This is a genomic window from Pseudomonas sp. YA1 (assembly GCF_058680555.1).
Genome location: NZ_JBZWBG010000006.1, coordinates 112,653 through 132,660 on the forward strand (window position 1 = coordinate 112,653; position 20,008 = coordinate 132,660).

At 67.7% G+C, this 20,008-nt stretch carries 18 protein-coding genes and 1 pseudogene; 8 read left to right on the forward strand and 11 right to left on the reverse strand.

The features are described 5' to 3' along the window. Positions 1-9: 9 nt before the first annotated feature. From AC4OR5_RS10085 to AC4OR5_RS10105, 5 genes and pseudogenes are all read left to right on the forward strand, one after another. Positions 10-111 (forward strand): annotated as a pseudogene (locus AC4OR5_RS10085) (CBS domain-containing protein); the annotation flags it as partial. A 12-nt stretch (positions 112-123) separates the two neighbouring features. Beyond that, positions 124-1,062: a DUF72 domain-containing protein gene (locus tag AC4OR5_RS10090; RefSeq protein ID WP_116271239.1), complete on the forward strand. Its 939-nt coding sequence runs from the start codon at positions 124-126 to the stop codon at positions 1,060-1,062. Further along, positions 1,059-1,796 (forward strand): endonuclease/exonuclease/phosphatase family protein, encoded by a 738-nt coding sequence (locus AC4OR5_RS10095; protein ID WP_058160434.1) that lies wholly within the window; start codon positions 1,059-1,061, stop codon positions 1,794-1,796. The genes AC4OR5_RS10090 and AC4OR5_RS10095 overlap by 4 nt, the downstream gene beginning before the upstream one ends. Continuing rightward, a complete protein-coding gene (gene clsB, locus AC4OR5_RS10100; protein WP_003132149.1) occupies positions 1,793-2,998 on the forward strand; it encodes a cardiolipin synthase ClsB in 1,206 nt (401 codons plus the stop codon). Before AC4OR5_RS10095 ends, clsB begins: the two co-directional genes overlap by 4 nt. Continuing rightward, a complete protein-coding gene (locus tag AC4OR5_RS10105; RefSeq protein ID WP_058160433.1) occupies positions 2,995-3,990 on the forward strand; it encodes a lysylphosphatidylglycerol synthase domain-containing protein in 996 nt (331 codons plus the stop codon). Before clsB ends, AC4OR5_RS10105 begins: the two co-directional genes overlap by 4 nt. A gap of 1 nt (position 3,991) precedes the next feature. Here AC4OR5_RS10105 and glgB read toward each other — a convergent pair whose 3' ends face one another. The 9 genes from glgB to AC4OR5_RS10150 form a co-directional block, all read right to left on the reverse strand. Further along, the gene (glgB, locus tag AC4OR5_RS10110) at positions 3,992-6,190 is read right to left on the reverse strand and encodes a 1,4-alpha-glucan branching protein GlgB (RefSeq protein ID WP_116271240.1); all 2,199 of its coding nucleotides are present in this window, start codon (positions 6,188-6,190) and stop codon (positions 3,992-3,994) included. Then, the gene (gene treS, locus AC4OR5_RS10115) at positions 6,187-9,489 is read right to left on the reverse strand and encodes a maltose alpha-D-glucosyltransferase (RefSeq protein ID WP_116271241.1); all 3,303 of its coding nucleotides are present in this window, start codon (positions 9,487-9,489) and stop codon (positions 6,187-6,189) included. The genes glgB and treS overlap by 4 nt, the downstream gene beginning before the upstream one ends. A 10-nt stretch (positions 9,490-9,499) precedes the next feature. Further along, entirely contained in the window at positions 9,500-11,494 is a 1,995-nt protein-coding gene (locus AC4OR5_RS10120) for an alpha-1,4-glucan--maltose-1-phosphate maltosyltransferase (protein WP_058160431.1), read from the reverse strand. Positions 11,495-11,637: 143 nt separating this feature from the next. Then, positions 11,638-12,507, reverse strand: a complete 870-nt coding sequence (gene ku / locus AC4OR5_RS10125) for a non-homologous end joining protein Ku (protein WP_058160430.1) — start codon at positions 12,505-12,507, stop codon at positions 11,638-11,640. Positions 12,508-12,529: 22 nt separating this feature from the next. Continuing rightward, positions 12,530-12,772 (reverse strand): hypothetical protein, encoded by a 243-nt coding sequence (locus AC4OR5_RS10130; protein ID WP_058153077.1) that lies wholly within the window; start codon positions 12,770-12,772, stop codon positions 12,530-12,532. A gap of 13 nt (positions 12,773-12,785) precedes the next feature. Next, a complete protein-coding gene (locus AC4OR5_RS10135) occupies positions 12,786-13,277 on the reverse strand; it encodes an MgtC/SapB family protein (protein WP_023097649.1) in 492 nt (163 codons plus the stop codon). Then, a complete protein-coding gene (locus tag AC4OR5_RS10140; protein WP_023107963.1) occupies positions 13,274-13,408 on the reverse strand; it encodes a PSPA7_2676 family Cys-rich small protein in 135 nt (44 codons plus the stop codon). The genes AC4OR5_RS10135 and AC4OR5_RS10140 overlap by 4 nt, the downstream gene beginning before the upstream one ends. 96 nt (positions 13,409-13,504) lie before the next feature. After that, positions 13,505-15,634, reverse strand: a complete 2,130-nt coding sequence (gene katE, locus AC4OR5_RS10145) for a catalase HPII (protein ID WP_057384801.1) — start codon at positions 15,632-15,634, stop codon at positions 13,505-13,507. 80 nt (positions 15,635-15,714) lie between these two features. Further along, positions 15,715-15,882 (reverse strand): con-10 family general stress protein, encoded by a 168-nt coding sequence (locus tag AC4OR5_RS10150; protein WP_003088912.1) that lies wholly within the window; start codon positions 15,880-15,882, stop codon positions 15,715-15,717. A gap of 248 nt (positions 15,883-16,130) precedes the next feature. Between AC4OR5_RS10150 and AC4OR5_RS10155 the strand changes: the two genes are divergently transcribed. Both AC4OR5_RS10155 and AC4OR5_RS10160 read left to right on the forward strand, forming a co-directional pair. Further along, positions 16,131-16,295 (forward strand): hypothetical protein, encoded by a 165-nt coding sequence (locus AC4OR5_RS10155; protein ID WP_162879089.1) that lies wholly within the window; start codon positions 16,131-16,133, stop codon positions 16,293-16,295. An 86-nt stretch (positions 16,296-16,381) separates the two neighbouring features. After that, a complete protein-coding gene (locus AC4OR5_RS10160; RefSeq protein WP_023126022.1) occupies positions 16,382-16,780 on the forward strand; it encodes a hypothetical protein in 399 nt (132 codons plus the stop codon). Positions 16,781-16,786: 6 nt separating this feature from the next. Here AC4OR5_RS10160 and AC4OR5_RS10165 read toward each other — a convergent pair whose 3' ends face one another. After that, on the reverse strand, positions 16,787-19,225 hold the full coding sequence (locus AC4OR5_RS10165; RefSeq protein ID WP_023097652.1) for a glycogen/starch/alpha-glucan phosphorylase: 2,439 nt from the start codon (positions 19,223-19,225) through the stop codon (positions 16,787-16,789). Between the two features lie 52 nt (positions 19,226-19,277). After that, complete coding sequence (locus tag AC4OR5_RS10170; protein ID WP_034026134.1) at positions 19,278-19,565, reverse strand: DUF2513 domain-containing protein; 288 nt, start codon at positions 19,563-19,565, stop codon at positions 19,278-19,280. 254 nt (positions 19,566-19,819) lie between these two features. On the opposite strand from AC4OR5_RS10170, the gene AC4OR5_RS10175 reads away from it, so the two are divergent. Next, entirely contained in the window at positions 19,820-19,996 is a 177-nt protein-coding gene (locus AC4OR5_RS10175) for a hypothetical protein (protein ID WP_170868682.1), read from the forward strand. Positions 19,997-20,008 lie beyond the last annotated feature (12 nt).

Consider the following 20,008-nt stretch of genomic DNA (forward strand, 5'->3'; position numbering starts at 1 on the left):
GAGGACAGCATGAAGATCAGCGACAGCATGACCCGCAACGTCCAGGTCACCGACCCGCGGCAGAGCATCCGCGAGGCGGCCGCCAGCATGGCGAGGATCGACAGCGGCGCCCAGGGGTGACGCATGAACGCACCGGCACGCCTGCGCATCGGCATTTCCGGCTGGCGCTACGCCCCCTGGAGAGGTGACTTCTATCCCGAGGGGCTGCGCCAGAAGGACGAACTGCGCTTCGCCTCGCGGGCGGTGAACAGCATCGAGATCAACGGCACCTTCTACGCCCTGCAGACGCCCGAGCGCTTCCGCGGCTGGGCCGAGGACACCCCCGAGGACTTCGTTTTCAGCGTCAAGGCCCCGCGTTACATCACCCACGTGCGGTGCCTGCGCGAGATCGACGAGCCGCTGGCGAACTTCTTCGCCTCCGGCCCCCTGGCCCTGCGCCAGCGCCTCGGCCCGTTCCTCTGGCAGTTCCCGCCGAGCATGCGCTTCGACCGCGAGCTGTTCGCCGATTTCCTCGCCCGCCTGCCGCACGACGGCGCCGCCGCGCAGAAGCTCGCCCGGCACAGCGCCGCGCGCCTGCACCGCGAGGGTTACCTCGACGGCGATCCGGCGCAGCGCCTGCGGCATGCCGTGGAAATCCGCCATGAGAGCTTCGTCGACCCGACGTTCATCGAGCTGCTGCGCGAACACCGGGTGGCCCTGGTGGTGGCCGATACCGCCGGCAAGTGGCCGCTGCTCGGCGACGTCTGCGCCGACTTCCTCTACCTGCGCCTGCACGGCGACAAGGAGCTGTACCGCAGCGGCTATTCGGAAGCGGCCCTGGGCCAGTGGCAGGCACGGATCCGCGCCTGGGCCGGCGGCGGCCAGGCCGACGACCTGCGCCGGGCCAGCCAGGACGCCCCGGCGAAGGCGACGGCGCGCGACCTGTACTGCTACTTCGACAACGACGTCAAGGTGCGCGCACCCTACGACGCCCGGCGCCTCCTGCACCTGCTGGAACTCGACGGCGGCCTGCGCACGGTGCCCGGACAGTTGCCCGAGGACCTGCGGGAGACTGCCGCATGATCCTGCCGCGCCTGCACGTGCTGACGGTGAACACCCACAAGGGTTTCAACCCGTTCAATCGGCGCTTCATCCTGCCGGAGTTGCGCGAAGCGGTGCGCAGCGTCGGTGCCGACCTGGTGTTCCTCCAGGAGGTCCTCGGCTCCCATAGCCTGCACGCCGCGCGCCTGCCGTCCTGGCCGCCGGCGCCGCAATACGAGTATCTGGCCGACAGCATGTGGCCGCAGTTCGCCTACGGGCGCAACGCGGTGTATCCCGAAGGCCACCATGGCAATGCCGTGCTTTCCAAGCATCCGATCCTCGCCCACCGCAACCTCGACGTCTCGGTGGCGGGCAACGAGGAACGCGGCCTGTTGCATGCGGTGATCGACATCGGCCGTCCGCTGCACGCGGTCTGCGTGCACCTGGGATTGCGCGAGGCGCAGCGCCAGCGCCAGTTGCAACTGCTCTGCGAGCTGGTGGCGGGCCTGCCGGAGCGCGAGCCGGTGGTGGTCGCCGGCGACTTCAACGACTGGCGCCAGCGCGCCGACCGCCTGCTCGCCGGTTGCGGCCTGCGCGAAGTCTTCGTCGGCGCCCAGGGCCGGCCGGCGCGCAGCTTCCCGGCGCGCTGGCCGGTGCTGCCGCTGGACCGCATCTACCTGCGCAATGCCCGCGGGCGCCAGCCGCGCATCCTCTCGCGGCGGCCCTGGTCGCACCTGTCCGACCACCTGCCGCTGGCGGTGGAGGTGGAGCCATGAACTTCCCCTGGCGCGACGGCAACCGCGTAGAACTGCTGATCAACGGCGAAGAGTACTTTCCGCGCCTGTTCCAGTGCATCGCCGAGGCGCGCCGGGAGATCCTCCTGGAAACCTTCATCATCTTCGAGGACGAGGTCGGCCGGCAGTTGCAGGAAGCCCTCAGCGCCGCCGCCGAGCGCGGTGTCGAGGTACAGGTCACGGTGGACGGCTACGGCACCGCCTCGCTCAGCCCGGACTACCTGGCCAGGCTCACCGCCGCCGGGGTTCGCGTGCACCTGTTCGACCCGCGCCCGCGCCTGCTCGGCATGCGTACCAACCTGTTTCGCCGGTTGCACCGCAAGCTGGTGGTGATCGATCGCCAGCAGGCCTTCGTCGGCGGCATCAACTACGGCGAGGACCACCTGGTGCGTCGCGGCAACATGGCCAAGCAGGACTACGCGGTGCGCGTCGAGGGGCCGGTGGTGCGCGATATCCGCCAGGCCTGCCTGGCGCTGCTCGAACCGGACGCCGACTACCCGCCGTTGCGGCCGTCGGGCGCCGGGCAGCCGGCGCGGGTGCGCCTGGTGATCCGCGACAACGACCAGTCCAGCGACGACATCGAGCGCGAGTACCTGCAAGCGATCCGCCAGGCGCGGCGGCGCCTGCTGATCGCCAACGCCTATTTCTTCCCCGGCTACCGCCTGCTTCGCGAGCTGCGCGATGCGGCGCGCCGCGGCGTGCGCGTCGACCTGGTACTACAGGGCATGCCGGACATGCCGCTGGTGCGCTTGTGCAGCCGGCTGCTCTACGACTACCTGCTGCGCGAGGGCGTGCGTATCCACGAATACTGCCAGCGTCCGCTGCACGGCAAGGTCGCGGTGATCGACGACGACTGGTCGACCATCGGTTCGAGCAATCTCGATCCCCTCAGCCTGTCGCTGAACCTGGAGGCCAACCTGGTGATCCACGACGTCGCCTTCAACGGCCAGCTCTACCAGCACCTGCGCGAGCTGGCGCGCCGCCACTGCCGGCGCATCAGCCGCCGCCACGCCAGGCGCGGTTACTGGTGGCGGGCGCCGCTGATCTTCCTCGGCTTCCACTTTTCCCGGCATTTCCCGGCCATCGCCGGTTGGGTACCCGCCCATCTGCCGCGCCTGAAATCGCTGGAGCCGCGTCCGTCGCGGCGCTGGCAGGAACGCCAGGGCCAGCGGGGCAACCCATGAACGGCGGCGGTCACGCAACTGCCTCGGCGGCGCCGCGCCGCGCTCACTGGCGCTGGCTGCGCAGGTTGCTGACCCTGGCGTTCTTCGTGCTGGTCGCGCTGCTGCTGTTCCTGCTGGTGAAGAATCTCGACTGGCAGGAAGTCCGCCACGCTCTCGGCGAGTATCGCCCCGCGACCCTGTTCCTCGGACTGCTGCTGGCGGCCGCCGGCTATACGGTGTTCAGCAGCTTCGACCTGCTCAGCCGCTACTACATCGGCCACTCGCTGCCCAAGCGGCGGGTCTTCACCGTGGCCTTCGTGTGCAATGCGTTCAACCTCAACCTGAGTTCCTGGGTCGGTGCCGTGGCGCTGCGCTATCGCCTGTACAGCCGGCTCGGCCTGGGCATCGCCGACATCACCCGGATCCTCACCTTCAGCCTGGTGACCAACTGGTTCGGCTACCTGCTGCTCGCCGGCATCCTGTTCAGCTGCGGCCTGCCGGCCTTGCCGCCGGGCTGGAAGCTCGGCAGCGACGGCCTGCGCCTGATCGGCGCCCTGCTCCTGGCGCTGGCCGCAGGCTACCTGCTGGCCTGCCGTTTCGCCCGACGCCGCGCCTGGGGCTGGCGCGAGCATCGGCTGACCCTGCCGTCCTGGCGGCTAGCGGTCCTGCAAGGCCTGCTCGGAGCGAGCAACTGGTCGCTGATGGCGCTCCTGCTGTACAGCCTGCTGCCGCACAGCGTGGATTACCCGAGCGTCCTGGCGATCCTCCTGATCAGCAGCATCGCCGGGGTCATCACCCATATCCCGGCCGGGCTCGGGGTGCTCGAAGCGGTGTTCATCGCCCTGCTCCAGGGGCGCCTGTCCCAGGGCGTGCTGCTGGCCGCGTTGATCGGCTACCGGGTGCTGTATTTCCTCCTACCCCTGGCGCTGGCCTGCGTGGTCTACCTGCTGTTGGAGCGCCGGGCGATCCGCCTGCGCCGCAAACAGCGCCGCCTGCGCCAGGGCCAGGCCTGAATCAGCCGGCCGGACGCAGCAGCAGCGTGCCCAGCGGCGGCAGGTCGAGCAGCAGCGACTGCGCCTGGCCATGGGCGCCGCACGACTCGCTGGAGACGCGGTCCTGGCTGCCTGAGCCGGAACCGGCGAACGCCTGGGCGTCGCTATTGAGCAGCACGTCCCAGTCGCCGCCTTGCGCTACGCCGATCCGATAGCCCTGGCGCGGCACCGGGGTGAAATTGTGTACCGCCAGCAGCGATGGCTCGCCGGCCGCGTGGCGCAGCCAGGCGTAGACACTGTTCGCCTGGTCGTCGCCGATCAGCCATTCGAAGCCGAGCGCCTCGCCGTCGCGCGCATGCAGTGCGGGGAGTTCGCGGTACAGCCGGTTGAGGGCCGCCACCAGGTCCTGTACGCCCTGATGCTCCGGATAGCGCAGCAGGTACCAGTCCAGTTCGCCGTCGTGGTTCCACTCGCGCCACTGGCCGAACTCGCATCCCATGAACAGCAGCTTCTTGCCCGGGTGCGACCACATGAAGCTCAGGTACAGGCGCAGGTTGGCGAACTTCTGCCAACGGTCGCCGGGCATCTTGTCCAGTAGCGAGTGCTTGCCATGTACCACCTCGTCGTGGGAGATCGGCAGGATGAAATGCTCGGAGAAGGCGTAGAGCAGGCCGAAGGTCAACTGGTGGTGGTGATAGCGCCGGTGCAGCGGGTCTTCGCCGATGTACGCCAGGCTGTCGTGCATCCAGCCCATGTTCCACTTATGGCTGAAGCCCAGGCCGCCCTCCGCCACCGGACGGCTGACGCCGGGCCAGGCGGTGGATTCCTCGGCGATCACCAGCGCGCCGGGGGTCTCGCTGGCGACCACCTGGTTGAGGTGATGGAGGAAGTCGATGGCCTCCAGGTTCTCCCGGCCGCCATGGCGGTTCGGCAGCCATTCGCCTTCCTTGCGCGAATAGTCGCGGTAGAGCATCGAGGCCACCGCATCCACCCGCAGGCCGTCGACGTGGTAGGTGCGCAGCCAGTGCAGCGCCGAGGCCAGCATGAAGCCGTGCACCTCGCTGCGGCCAAGGTTGTAGATGTAGGTATCCCAGTCCTGGTGGAAGCCTTCGAAGGGATGTTCGTACTCGTACAGCGCCGTGCCGTCGAAACGGCCCAGGCCGTGGGCGTCGGTGGGAAAATGCGCCGGCACCCAGTCGAGGATCACGCCGATGCCGGCCTGGTGGCAGGCGTCGACGAACGCGGCGAAGTCCTCCGGCGTGCCGTAGCGCGCGGTGGGGGCGAACAACCCGAGCGGCTGGTAGCCCCAGGAGCCGCCGAAGGGATGTTCCATCACCGGCATCAGCTCGATATGGGTGAAGCCGAGCTGGCGCACGTAGGGAATCAGCTCCTCCGCCAGTTCCGACCAGTGCGGCGGCCGGCCGTCGCGGTGGCGCCAGGAGCCGGCGTGGACTTCGTAGATCGACAGCGGTGCCGCATAGCCCTGGCGCTCCGCGCGCCGGGCCAGCCAGTCCTGGTCGCGCCACTCGTGGCGCAACGCCGCGCAGGTCTTCGAAGCGGTTCCGGGCGGCGTCTCGCAGGCCAGCGCCAGGGGGTCGGCCTTCAGCGGCAGGAGGCCGTCGTGGCCCTGCAACTCGTACTTGTACAGTTCGCCCTCGCCGAGGCGCGGGACGAACAGTTCCCAGACGCCGGAGGGATAGCGTCGTCGCATCGGGTGACGGCGCCCGTCCCAGCCGTTGAAATCGCCGACCACCGAGACGCGCACGGCGTTCGGCGCCCAGACCGCGAAGCGCACGCCCTCCACGCCTTCGTGACGGGTCAGTTGCGCGCCCAGGCAGGAGGCCAGTTGGCGGTGGTTGCCTTCGGCGAACAGGTAAAGGTCGAGTTCGCCGAGCAACGGCCCGAAGGCATAGGGGTCTTCGCTTTCCTGCACGCCGTCCGGCCAGTGCACGCGCAGGCGGTAGCGCGGCGGCAGGCGCTCCAGGCGGCGCTGGAACAAGCCGCTGCCGGGGTCGCTCTGCTCCAGTTCGGCGAGCGTCGCGCCGTCTTCGTCGAGCAGCTCGACGCGCTGCGCGCCGGGCAGGTAGGCGCGCAGCACGCCGCCTTCGCCGCCGGCGTCGCGCTGCGGGCCGAGGAAGGCGAATGGATCGCCCTGCAGGCCGCGCTGCAGCTTGTCCAGCTCCAGTTGCCAGCGTTCGCGTTCGGACATCGGTTCGCTCATCGGTTCTTGCCCTTCAGGAGGTGTTCGGTGAGTTCGGCCAGACCGGCGAGAGGCACTTCCAGCCAGTCGGGGCGGTAGTCGGCTTCGTAGAGCAATTCGTAGGCGGCCTTTTCCAGGCAGGCCAGGGCCAGCGCCGCGCCCTCGCCTTCGCGGCCGTGCCAGGCGTGCGCGAGGCCCGCTGCGGCGGCGCGGTAGCCGACCAGGAAGGCGTCGCGGGCTTCGCTGCGATAGCGCATGGCGACCTTGCGCCGGGCGCTGTCGGCCTGTTCCGAGCTATCGGTGCTCTGCGCGTTGCGCAGGACCATCGCCGCCGCGTAGTCGAACGAGCGCAGCATGCCGCCGACGTCCTTCATCGGACTGTGGCGCTGGCGGCGCTCTTCCAGGCTGCGCGCCGGCTCGCCCTCGAAGTCGATGAAGCGTGCGTCGCCCTGGACCATCAGCACCTGGCCCAGGTGCAGGTCGCCGTGAACCCTGATCAGCAGCCCGCCGGCTGCTTGCCGGGCCAGCAGCGGCAGGCGTTCGAGCAGCGCCGGCAGGCGTTCCAGCAGGCGCCGCGCCTGTTCCGCCGCCTCGCCCTGCAACGGCCGTGGCGGCTCGCTCAGGCGTTTGCCGGCTTCGCGCAACTGTTCGGCGATGCGCAGCGCCCAGGCCTGGACGCTGGCTTCGTCGCTCTCGCGGCTGCCGAAGGCCGGATCGTCCGACTCGCCGGGCAGTACGCTGTGCATCTCGCCGAGCCGGGCGCCGAGGTTGGCGGCGAAGCCGCGCAGTTCGGCGAGGCTGTCGTATTGCCCTTCGAGCGCCTCGCTGGCCGCGGATATCTCGTCGCGCACGGCTCGCTCCAGGTTGTCCAGGGTCCAGTTCCAGGCGTCGCCCTGGTTGTTCAGGTAGCCCTGCAGGATCATCAGCGTGTGCGGCTCGCCATCCGCGCCGACCCGCCGTACCTCGCCGAGCAACGGGGCGATGCCGGGGTAGCCGTGGCGGGTCAGGTAGCCGCCGACCTCGATTTCCGGGTGCAGCCCCGGAAGGATCTTGCGCAGCACCTTGAGGACCATGCGCTCGCCGAAGCGGATCGAGCTGTTGGACTGTTCCACCGAGAACGGCAGGACGTCTTCGTCGGCGATGTCGTCCAGTTCCGCCAGTCCCGCCGCCGGGATGAACTGGATCTCGCCGTCGCCGTGGGCGATCACCGCCTCGGCGCGGAGTTGCGCGAGGACCTTGCGGGCGAACAGCGGCAGGCTGGCGGCGTCGGTCAGCAGGCCGACCTTGCGACCGCGCCGCAGGCGCGCTAGGGCCAGCAACTGAGGCAGGCTGTCGCCGCGCTGGTCGGCGTCGAGGAAGCCCAACGGCAACTGGTAGCGCAGCCCGTCGATCTCCACTTCGCACAACGCACAGCGCGGCTCCGCCTCGTCCAGCGGAACGATGTAGCAGAGCCGTGGCTGGCCTTTCTCGCCGGCGAACCAGCGGCGCTTCGGCAGGTAGGCCGGCAGTGTCTCGCCTTCCAGGATGTTCCGCGATGCGCCCTGCAGCAGCTCGCCGAGGCGCTGCTTGACCACCAGGGTCGGCAGTTCCGGCAGGCGCTCGTCGGCGGCCACGTGCCAGCTCGGCATCTGCGTCGCGTCGGCCAGGTAGAACCAGTAGAAGCCGTAGGGCGGCAGGGTCAGCAGGTAGGTCAGCTCGCCGATCGGCGGGAACGACATGCCGCCGATCATTTCCACCGGCACCTTGCCGGCATGGCTGGCGAGGTCCAGTTCCACCGCCTGGGCCGCGCGCGACAGGTTGGCCACGCAGAGGATGCTGTCCTGCCGTTCGCCCTCGGCGTATTCGCGTAGGTAGGCGAGGATCCTTCGGTTGCTCGGCGCGAGCATCTTCAGGCTGCCGCGGCCGAAGGCCTTCTGCTGGCTGCGCACGGCGAGCAGGCGGCGCATCCAGTTGAGCAGCGAATGCGGGTCGCGCGCCTGCGCCTCGACGTTGATCGTCTGGTAGCCGTACAGCGGGTCGAGGATCGGCGGCAGCACCAGCTTCGCCGGGTCGGCGCGGGAGAAGCCGCCGTTGCGGTCCACCGACCACTGCATCGGGGTGCGCACGCCGTCGCGGTCGCCGAGGTAGATGTTGTCGCCCATGCCGATCTCGTCGCCGTAGTACAGGGTCGGCGTGCCCGGCATCGACAACAGCAGGCTGTGCAGCAGCTCGATGCGCCGCCGGTCACGCTCCACCAGCGGCGCCAGGCGCCGGCGGATGCCCAGGTTGAGGCGCGCGCGGCGGTCGGCGGCATAGTGGTTCCAGAGATAGTCGCGCTCGTCGTCGGTGACCATCTCCAGGGTCAGCTCGTCGTGGTTGCGCAGGAAGATCGCCCATTGGCAATTGGCCGGGATGTCCGGGGTCTGGCGCAGGATGTCGGTGATCGGATAGCGATCCTCCTGGGCGATGGCCATGTACATGCGCGGCATCAGCGGGAAGTGGAAGGCCATGTGACATTCGTCGCCCTCGCCGCCATCCTCGCCGCCGAAGTACGGCCGGGTGTCTTCCGGCCACTGGTTGGCCTCGGCCAGCAGCATGCGGTCGGGATAGTGCGCGTCCAGCTCGGCGCGGATGCGCTTGAGCACCTGGTGGGTCTCCGGCAGGTTCTCGCTGCTGGTGCCGTCGCGTTCGATCAGGTAGGGAATCGCGTCCAGGCGCAGGCCGTCGACGCCCATGTCCAGCCAGTAGCGCATCACCCCGAGGACCTCGCGCAGGACCTGCGGGTTGTCGAAGTTCAGGTCCGGCTGGTGGGAATAGAAGCGGTGCCAGTAGTACTGTTGGGCGACCGGGTCCCAGGTCCAGTTGGACTGCTCGGTGTCGATGAAGATGATCCGCGTACCCTGGTATTTCTCGTCGCTGTCCGACCAGACGTAGTAGTCGCGGGCGCGCGACCCCTTCTTCGCGTGGCGGGCGCGGATGAACCAGGGATGCTGGTCGGAGGTGTGGTTGATCACCAGCTCGGTAATCACCCGCAGGCCGCGTCGATGGGCCTCGGCGATGAACCGGCGGGCGTCGGCGAGGCTGCCGTAGTCGCTGTGCACGCCACGGTACTGGGCGATGTCGTAGCCGTCGTCGCGGCGTGGCGACGGGTAGAACGGCAGCAGCCAGAGAGTGTTCACGCCGAGGTCGGCGATGTAGTCGAGCTTCTCGATCAGCCCGGCGAAGTCGCCGATGCCATCGTTGTTGGCGTCGTAGAAGGATTTCACGTGGACCTGGTAGATCACCGCGTCCTTGTACCATTGCGGGTCGTTGAGAAAGACCGGTTTCTCGCGTCTGGCCATGGGTTTCTCCTTATGCGTCGACGCGCCGCACGCGCCAGATGCCGAACGGCAGGTGCCAGGGTTCGATGCGCATCCACTGGACCTTGCCGTGCCAGACCCAGCGATGCCCGTTCATCAGGTCCTCGCCCTGGAGGCTGGCGTCGTCGGGCAGGCTGAACTCCCACAGCGGCAGTTCGAAATGCGCCTCCTGGGCTTCGTGCGGGTCCAGGCAGACCGCCACCAGGACGAAGTTGGCGAGGTCCGCGGTGCGCTTGCCGAAATACAGGATGCGGTCGTTCCAGGCGTTGTAGACCTGGAACCCGAGGTGCGTCTGCAATGCCGGGTTTTCCCGGCGGATGCGGTTGAGCCGGGCGATCTCGGCGACGATGTTGCCCGGCGCCTGGTAGTCGCGCGGACGCAACTGGTATTTCTCCGAGTCGAGGTACTCCTCCTTGCCCGGCAAGGCCGCCGCCTCGCACAGCTCGAAGCCGGAGTACATGCCCCACAGCCCCGAACCCATGGTCGCCAGGGCGGCACGGATGAGGAAGCCGGGGCGGCCGGAGCGTTGCAGGAACCAGGGATTGATGTCCGGGGTGTTGACGAAGAAGTTCGGCCGGTAGCAGTCGCGCCAGGGTGGCTGGTTGAGTTCGGCGAAGTACTCCGCCAGTTCCTGCTTGTCGTTGCGCCAGGTGAAATAGGTGTAGCTCTGGCTGAAGCCGACCTTGCCCAGGCGCGCCATCATCGCCGGGCGGGTGAACGCCTCGGAAAGGAAGATCACCTGCGGATGGCGGCCGCGCACCTCGGCGATCAGCCACTCCCAGAACGGCAGTGGCTTGGTGTGCGGGTTGTCGACGCGAAACAGCGTCACGCCCTGCTCGACCCAGCCCAGCACCACGTCGCGCAAGGCTTCCCACAGGCTCGGCAGGGCTTGTTCGGCGTAGAAGTCGACGTTGACGATGTCCTCGTACTTCTTCGGCGGATTCTCCGCGTAGCGCAGGCTACCGTCCGGGCGCCAGGCGAACCAGCCGGGATGCTCGCGCAGCCAGGGGTGGTCGGGGGAGCACTGGATGGCGAAGTCCAGCGCCAGTTCCATGCCGTGCTCGCGCACCGCAACGAGCAGCCGGCGGAAATCCTCGCGGTCGCCCAGTTCGGGATGGATCGCCTCGTGGCCGCCCTCCTCGCTGCCGATCGCATACGGGCTGCCGGGGTCGCCGGCCTCGGCACGCAAGGAATTGTTGCGGCCCTTGCGATGGCTGCGGCCGATGGGGTGGATCGGCGGGAAATAGAGAACGTCGAAGCCCATCGCGGCGATCTGCGGCAGGCGCCGGATCACGTCGTCGAAGGTACCGTGGCGTGTCGGGTCGCCGCTTTCCGAGCGAGGGAACAGCTCGTACCAACTGGCGAAGCGCGCCAGCGGTCGCTCCACCTCCAGCGGGTATTCGCGGCTGCGCACCAGGTGCTCGCGCGGGCCGACCAGGCGCAACAGCTCGCCGGTCTGCGCCGCCAGCCACAGCGCCACCCGCTCCTCGACGCTCTGACAGGCCTGCAGGCGTTCGGCCAGCGGCGCGCAGGCGGCGGCGATCTCCGGACCGCCGCGCTCGGCGCAGCGCCGCAGCAGTTCGTCGCCCTCGCGCAGCTCCAGGTCCAGCGGCAGGCGCGCGCCATGCTTGGCACGCAGTTCGCGGCGGTAGCCGGCGAAACGGTCGATCCAGGCTTCGATACGGAAGTACAGGCGGCCGCAGGGCGGCGTGCGCAACTGCGCGCTCCAGAAATCGTTGCCTTCGGGCAGTAGCGGCAGGCGCCGCTCCGCGGTTTCCCCGACACGCCGCCAGACCACTTCGGCACCGAGTACCTCGTGGCCATCGGTGAAGATTCGCGCGGCCAGGCGCAGGTCGCGGTCGCTCTCGGTCTTCGCGGGATAGGCGCCCTCTTCCACCACCGGGCTGACCGACTCGATGGCGATACGGGGCTGCTGGATGGCGATGGCCAGCGGGTCATCGTCGCTGTTGCGGACAATCGAACTCATCGAAGCGCGCTCCTCCGGGAGGTGGGTTCGGCGATGGGTCGCGAGGCGTCCGCCGGCCTTGGACGGCCGGCGGCGCGGGCGGTCATTGATTCCGAGCCCGGCGGCGGCGGATTGGTTCAGGTTGATTTACCCAGCGGTTCGCCTCAGGCCTTGCGCCGCGAACGCGAGGCACCGGACTTGGCGGCGGCCCCGGCCTTTTCGCTGCCCTTGTCCTTGCCGCCGCCGGCGCGGGAACGCAGGCTGCGCTTGAGCAGGTCGGTGAGATCGATGATGTCGGCGCCCTTGCCGGCCACCTCCTCCTCTTCCTCCACCGCGTGCAGCTGGCCCTTGGCGGCCTTTTCCTCGACCAGCTTCATGATCTTGTCGCTGAAGCTGTCCTTGTATTCGTCCGGCTCCCAGTGGGAGGCCATGTCCTCCACCAGGCGCTTGGCCATCTCCAGCTCGCGCTTGTCGAGTTTCGCCTCGGTGACGCTTTCGTCCAGCTCCAGGCCATCCAGGCTGCGCACCTGCGACGGCCAGCGCAGGGTGATCAGCACCAGGGCGTCCTGCAGAGGCCGCAGGAGCGCCAGGTGCTGGCGGGTGTGGAGGACGACGTTGGCCAGGGCGACCTTGCCGGTGCGCTCCAGGGTCTCCCGGAGCAACGCGTAGACCTTGCCTCCGCGCCGGTCGGGGGCCAGGTAGTACGGGGTATCGAAGTGCTGCAGGGGAATTTCCTGGCTATCGACGAAAGCGAAGATCTCGATGGTCTGGGTCGACTTGGGATGCGCCGCGCGGATTTCTTCCTCGCTCAGCACCACGTAGCGGCCCTTTTCGTACTCCACGCCCTTGACGATGTTCTCGCGCTCGACCTCCTTGCCGGTGACCTTGTTCACCCGCTTGTAGCCGACCGGCTCCATGCTGCGCTGGTCGAGCCAGTCGGAATCGATGCCCTGCGACGAGGTCGCCGCCGACAGGCTCACCGGTATATGCACCAGGCCGAAGCTGATCGCGCCTTTCCAGATCGCACGGGCCATGCCGGTTTCCTCCTCTTGATGGTTACAGCGTGCCGCCGTCCGCGTAACGCACGCGGCCGTCGGCGGCGATGTCGGTGATGCGCTGCAGCAGGTTGTCGGCGGCGGTCTCGGCGTCGCTCAGGCAACTGCAACCCGGGGTCACGACCCACAGCACGCGCACCGCCGCGCCGCGCCGCTTGGGCTGGTAGAGGATCAGGCCGACCGGCTGGCAGCGCTCCTGCATCGCGTCGGTCCAGGCGGTACAGGCGGCGAAGTCCTTGAACATGACGGAAATCTCCTCAATGGCTATCGGAAGATGGCGGCGAACGGTTCAGGCAGGTCAGGACATGCAGCACCAGCAGCGCCAGGACCGTGCCGAGCACCGCCGTGCCTTGCTGACCGAGTCCGACCGCGACGCCTATGGCGGTGCTGGCCCAGAGTCCCGCTGCGGTGGTCAGGCCCCTGACCCGGCTTTCCCGTCCGGCCTTGAGGATGGTGCCGGCGCAGAGGAAGCCGATGCCGGCGACGGTGCCCTGGATCACCCGGCTCAGCGCGTCCGCCCCGCCACCCTGCAATTGCAGCGGCATGACGAACAGCGCCGCGCCGAGGGTTACCAGCATGTGCGTGCGCAGGCCGGCGGCCTTGCCGCTCTGCTCGCGCTCGTAGCCGAGTACCGCGCCGAGCGCCGCCGCCAGCAGCAGGCGCAACGCGGCGCGGGCGGTCTGCTCGAAGTCGGCGAGATCGGCGAACTCCTCGCCGAGGATCTTCCACAGCGTCTCCCAGGCGCTCATCGGCGTTGTATCCCGCTGTAACGCAGGGCACCGCAACGCAGGCAGCGCTCGCAGTCGAAGGTTTCCTCAGCCAGTCGCAACGCCGGTTGCCGGCACCAGTCGCAACCGCCGATCAGGCAACGCAAGGTCATCCGGGTCCTCCCGCCGAATCGCTCGGCCAGCCGCCCTTTCCAGCTGTGACCGACGAGACGACGGGAAGGTGCGATCGGATTCGCCAGCGGCGCTCCTCAGGCGGGGATCGCCTTGGTCGCCGCCTCGCGCTGCCAGATCCGGTGCTGCATCAATGCCTGGCGCAGGCCGGGGAAGACATCGGTGGCCGTGGCGCCGAGCACCACGCCGGGGTCGCCAGGCAACGAAAGCTGGCTGGCCAGCGCCTGGGCATCGCCAGCGAAGGCCACTGGCTTCAGGTGCTTGTAGGCTTCCAGCAGGTAGTGCAGGCCGCGTCCGTCCGCGCCGATGGCCTGGCTGCTGGCCGCGCCGCCAGGCACGAAGACCGCGTCGAAGGCTACCGACGGCAGGCCGTCCCAGGTTCCCTCCGGGTTCAGTTCGGCGCCGTTTTCAGCCTGCACCGGCGAAGCGCTGGGGGCGATCAGCTTGGCGTCCGCGCCCTCCTGGCGGAGGGCGTCGCGCAGGTCGCTGACGTCGCTCTCGGCGACGCCGTCGGCGATCAGGATCGCCACCTTGCGCGAACGGATGTCGCCGGACAGCAGGTTCATCTGGCTCAGCGCCGGCGACGGCTTCGGCTGCGGTGCCGGGTTGGCCGGCGCGGCGAGCTGCACACCGACGTTCGCCGCGACCCTGGCGGCCAGTTGCGGATCGATGTTGAGGAGGATCTGGTTGACTTCGCGCTCACGGATCGATTGCCGCTCGACCTTGGACAGTTCGAAGCTGTAGGCGGCGACGATATGCGCCTGCTCGGCCTCGCTCATGCTGTGCCAGAACAATGCGGCCTGGCTGAAATGATCGGCGAAGGAGTCGGCGCGCTTGCGCAGCTTGCTGCCGCTGACCGGCTCGTGGTAGCTGGAGAAGCCGCCGTTGCGCGCCGCCGGCGGGGTTTCCTTCGGCCAGCCGCCGTCGATCGAGTTCGGTTCATAGGAAGCCCGGCCGCGGTTGATGGTTTGCCGGTGCGGCGCGTCGCGCTGGTTGTTGTGGAACGGACACAGCGGGCGGTTGATCGGGATTTCGTTGAAGTTCGGCCCGCTCAGGCGCAGCAGTTGGGTGTCGGTATAGGAGAACAGCCGACCCTGCAACAGCGGGTCGTTGGTGAAGTCGATGCCGGGGACCAGGTGGCCGACATGGAACGCCACCTGCTCGGTCTCGGCGAAGAAATTGTCGGGGTTGCGGTTGAGTACCATCCGCCCCACCACCCTTACCGGCACCAACTCCTCGGGCACCAGCTTGGTGGGGTCGAGCAGGTCGAAGTCGAAGCTGTCCTGCTGGTTCTCCGGGATCACCTGCAGGCCCAGCTCCCATTCGGGATAGTCGCCCTTCTCGATGTCCTCCCAGAGGGTCCGCCGGTTGAAGTCGGGGTCCTTGCCGGCGAGCTTCTGCGCCTCGTCCCAGACCAGCGAGCAGGTCCCGGACTTCGGTCGCCAGTGGAACTTGACCAGCACGCTCTCGCCGGCCGCGTTGACCAGGCGGAAGGTGTGCACGCCGAAGCCCTGCATGTTGCGGTAGGCGATCGGAATGGCGCGATCGGACATCAGCCACATGACCATGTGCGCCGACTCCGGGGTCAGCGAAACGAAGTCCCAGAAGGTGTCGTGGGCAGACGCGCCGGTGGGAATCTCGTTGTGCGGTTCGGGTTTCACCGCATGGACGAAGTCGGGGAACTTGATCGCATCCTGGATGAAGAACACCGGCATGTTGTTGCCGACCAGGTCGAAGTTGCCTTCGTCGGTATAGAACTTCACGGCGAAGCCGCGTACGTCACGCACCGTATCCGCGGACCCGCGCGGCCCCTGCACGGTGGAGAAACGCACGAAGACCGGGGTACGCTTGCCCGCCTCGGCGAGGAAGCCAGCCTTGGTCAGGTCGCTGAGGTCCTCGTAGGCCTCGAAGTAGCCATGCGCCGCCGAGCCACGAGCGTGGACCACGCGCTCGGGAATGCGCTCGTGGTCGAAGTGGGTGATCTTCTCGCGCATGATGAAGTCTTCGAGCAACGACGGTCCGCGCTCGCCGGCCTTCAGGGTGTTCTGGTTGTCGGCGATGCGGGTGCCGGTATTGGTGCTCAGGGCCTCTCCGGTGGCGTCCTCGCGATAGGCCTCCAGCTGTTCCAGCTTGGCGTTGCCGTTGCCACGGTCGACGGTGTCGGTGCCGGCCGCCTGGCTGCGCTGCTCGTTGTTCTGCTCGCTCATCGGTTTCCTCTCCTCATCCTGGGCATGAAAATGGGGCGGATGCCTCCCTGCTCCGCCCCATTCACTTCGCTGCGCGGTTATCAGTTCCCGCCGTGGCTGCGCTGGCCACCTTTCTTGCCAGCCTCGGAGGCCCGCTGCGGATCGTTCTTGAAGTTGCCGCCGCTGGCCTGGCCGCCCTTCTTGCCGGCCTCCGAAGCACGTTTCGGGTCTTCCGCGAAGTTGCCTTTACCACCTTGATGCTGTGCCATTTCTATTTCCTCCGAATAATCTCTTCAGAACAGATTTAATGGACGCATGCGTTGCGCATGCCTTAACTCTGAGAGGGTGTTTCGCCAGGGGTTCAGATTATTTTCAGCGAATGAAAGCGAAGCGTTTTGCCAGCATGTTTCGAGCGCAACCCATAGGCTTCAAAGATTCTTGCCTTATTCCATTGCCAGCATTGACAGGAATCCCCGAATTGCGTCAGATGAAAGCCCGCACATCTCGGAGGAGCACCATGAAACCCTACGAGCATCCGGCCTACAGCGATCCCGTGGTAAACAACGAAGAGCCCGATCGCGATTGCCATGAATGGAATTTCGAACCGGGAGACAGCGATCAGGAACCCTACCCCGAATATCATGGAGCGAATACCGAAGAAGGCCCGGGCGGAGGCACTTAAATTATTATTTTCTATTGTAATCCCTGATATTCCGATAGACCCATTCAATAATTAATCGTCGAACTTTAAAACAAATGGAACTCGCCATGGAAAACAGTGACGAAGTGCGATTCCAGCACTATTTCATTGCTCTCGTCGAACAGGTGGCGAAACCGCTTTTCGTCGACTCCTGCGAAGAGGCGCGCAGCTACGGCCTGGACTGCAACGTGGACCTCGACCTCGACGAGGATGGCCATCCTCGCCTGCGCCTGGAAGTCGGCGAGCCGGGAGGCGAGAAAAGCCACTACAGCCTGCTGGCGATTCCCGGCGAGCGGGTCATCCATCGCCAGTACCTGGCCGGGGCCCAGGAATGGCACAGCCTGCCGGCCGAGCTGGCGTCGATCAACCCGATGGTGCTGGACAGCGAGCTGGCGGTATTCTTCCGCCGCGCCTTCGACCTTCGCCTGGAGGGCCCCGAACGCCGTCACCCGGCCGGCTTCTGGTAAGGCCCTTCATAGCTTCCAGATATCCCGGGCGTATTCGCTGATCGTCCGGTCGGCGCTGAACCAGCCGATCCGCGCCACGTTGAGCAACGCCGAGCGCCACCAGCGATCGGGCTCGCGCCAGACTTCCTCGACCCGACACTGCGCATGCCAGTAGGCCTCGAAGTCGGCGCAGAGCATGAAGCGGTCGTCGTGCACCAGGCCATCCACCAGCCCTTCGTAGCGGCTGCGGTCGTCGGCCGAGAACAGCCCGCTGCGGATCGCCTCCAGGGCTTCCTCCAGCCGCGGCGAGGCGGCGATCACCCCGCCCATCTCCAGCTCCCCGGCTTGCCGGCGCTGCTCTACCTGCTGGGCGCTGAGGCCGAAGATGAACATGTGTTCCAGGCCGATCCGCTGGCTCATCTCGACGTTGGCGCCGTCCAGGGTGCCGATGGTCAGCGCGCCGTTGAGGGCGAACTTCATGTTGCTGGTCCCGGAGGCCTCGAGCCCGGCGGTGGAGATCTGCTCGGAGAGGTCCGCCGCGGGAATGATCGCCTCGGCCAGGCTGACGTTGTAGTTGGGCAGGAACACCAGCTTGAGCAGGCCGCGCACGGTGGGGTCGTCGTTGATGGTGCGGGCGATGTCGTTGGCCAGCTTGATGATCAGCTTGGCCTGGTGGTAGCTGGCGGCAGCCTTGCCGGCGAAGATCTTCACCCGCGGCACGCGGTCGGCGGTCGGGTCGTTGCGGATCTCCTGGTACAGCGCCACGGTGTGCAGCAGGTTGAGCAACTGCCGCTTGTATTCGTGGATACGCTTGATATGCACGTCGAACAGCGCTTCCGGTTCGATCGCCACGCCGAGGCTGTCCAGCACCAGGCGCGCCAGGGCGGTCTTGTTCTGCCGGCGCTGCTCGGCGAAGCGCGCCCGCAGCCTGGCGTCCTCGACGTGCTCCTCGAGGTCCGGCAGGCGCCGTTCCGGGGTGTCCAGCAGGTCGGCGCCGAGGGTCTCCACCAGCAGTTCGGTCAACCCCGGGTTGGCCTGGAACAGCCAGCGGCGGAACGACACGCCGTTGGTCTTGTTGCTGATGCGCTGCGGGTAGAGGCGATGCAGGTCATGGAACACGGTTTCGCGCATCAGCTCGGTGTGCAAGGCCGATACCCCGTTGATCTGGTGCGAACCGAGGAACGCCAGGTTGCCCATGCGCACCCGCCGGCCGTGGCCCTCCTCGATCAGGCTGACCGAACGCAACAGGTCGAAGTCGTGGATGTCCTGGGCGCGCAGCGCGTCTATATGGAAGGCGTTGATCAGGTAGATGATCTGCATGTGGCGCGGCAGCAGGCGCTCCATCAGCGCCACCGGCCAGGATTCCAGGGCTTCCGGGAGCAGCGTGTGGTTGGTGTAGGACAGGGTCGCCACGCTCAGCGCCCAGGCCTCCGGCCAGGCCAGTTGGTGCACGTCCACCAGTTGCCGCATCAGCTCGGCGACGGCGATCGCCGGGTGGGTGTCGTTGAGCTGGATCGCCACCTGTTCCGGCAGGCTACGCAGGTCGTGATGATGGCGCAGGTGGCGGTCGAGCAGGTCCTGCAGCGAGGCGGAGACGAAGAAGTACTCCTGGCGCAGGCGCAGTTCCTGACCGGCCTCGGTGCTGTCGGCCGGATACAGCACCCGCGAGATGCTTTCCGCCTTGACCACGTCGACCACCGCGCCGATATGGTCGCCGGCGTTGAAACGGTCCAGTTGCAGGTCTTCCTCGGCGCGGGCGCGCCACAGGCGCAGGGTGTTCACGCTGGCACGCCGCCAGCCGACGATCGGCGTGTCGTAGGCGATCGCCCGGATCCGCTCGTCCGGCCGCCAGATGGCGCGGCCACTGTGCTCGCTGTCGACCTGCACGCTGCCGCCGAAGTCGATGTAGTAGCTGACCTCGGGTCGTTCGAACTCCCAGGGATTGCCGAAATCCAGCCAGGTCTCGGTCTGCTCCTGCTGCCAGCCGTCGGTCAGCACCTGGCGGAACAGGCCATGCTCGTAGCGGATGCCATAGCCATGCGCGGGAATGTCGAGGCTGGCCATGCTTTCCATGAAGCATGCCGCCAGGCGTCCGAGGCCGCCGTTGCCGAGCGCCGCGTCCGGCTCCAGGGCCACGATCCGCTGCAGGTCGACGCCCAGCTCGGCAAGGGCCTGGCGGGTTTCCTCGAGCAGCCCGAGGTTGCCGAGGTTGTCCAGCAGCAGGCGACCGATGAGGAACTCCAGGGACAGGTAGTAGACCCGCTTGCGCGCGGGCGCTTCGCCTTGCGGGGTGGCCTCCTCCCAGTGGTCGATGATGTGGTCGCGCACCGCCAGGGCCACCGCTTCGAACCAGTCGTGCGGGCAGGCGGTGGATGGGTCGCGGCCGACGCTGTAGCGCAGCTTGGCGAGGATGCTGGCTTTCAGGGTCTGGACCGCGTTCGGGGTCTGGTCTTGGCTGTCGGGCATCGCCGGGCTTCCTTCCGGCCCGCCGCTGCAGGCCGGTGCTTGCGGGGTTTTCTCAGGCGCTCTTGCGTACCGGCACGGCGGCCGCCGCGCGTTCCTGGCGCAGGCGGTCGAGCAGGTCGTGGCCGGCCAGGGTCAGGTGGTGGACCACCCAGTGCTCCTGGCCGGTCCAGGAATGCTGGACGCTGCCGCAGAGCAGTTGTGCCTGGTTGAGCAACTGCAAGTGGTAGGCCACCGCCTCGCGGCAATGACCGGGCAGCTCGCGCGCTTCCCAGTGCTGGCCGAAGCCAAGGCTTTCCAGATGCTCCAGCAGATCCCTGATCAACCCCCAGTCGCGTTTCATCGCCGTGCTCCTTGTCTGCGTCGCGGCCGGCCGTTCCGGCTACCTAGAAGCGGAGTCGCGGCGGCCGCGATGGTTCATTCTTTTTCGCCGGCGGCCCGCCTGGGCGCACGACGGAACCGCCGGGCGCCGGCGTCAGTCGGGAGGAATGTCGTTGCCAACGGTCGGTGCGCGAACTGGCGCGAGAGCTGGAGCACAGCTTCACTGAGCAGTGACCTTTCCCGTATTCCGGCAGGAGCGCTCCGATGCAGGCTTTCATGGTTCATTTCTCAGACGCCGGACAACCCGGCCGGACCGTGCTCACCACTTTCGCGCCAACCCTCAGCACCAGCGAGGCGCACGTTCGCCTGCAACTCTGCTATCCCCTGCTGTTCCCGCAGCGCCTGAGCGCGGTGCGGGTCTATCCCCTGCTGCCGGCGGCCGCGCCCGGGTGAGCGAGGCCGCCG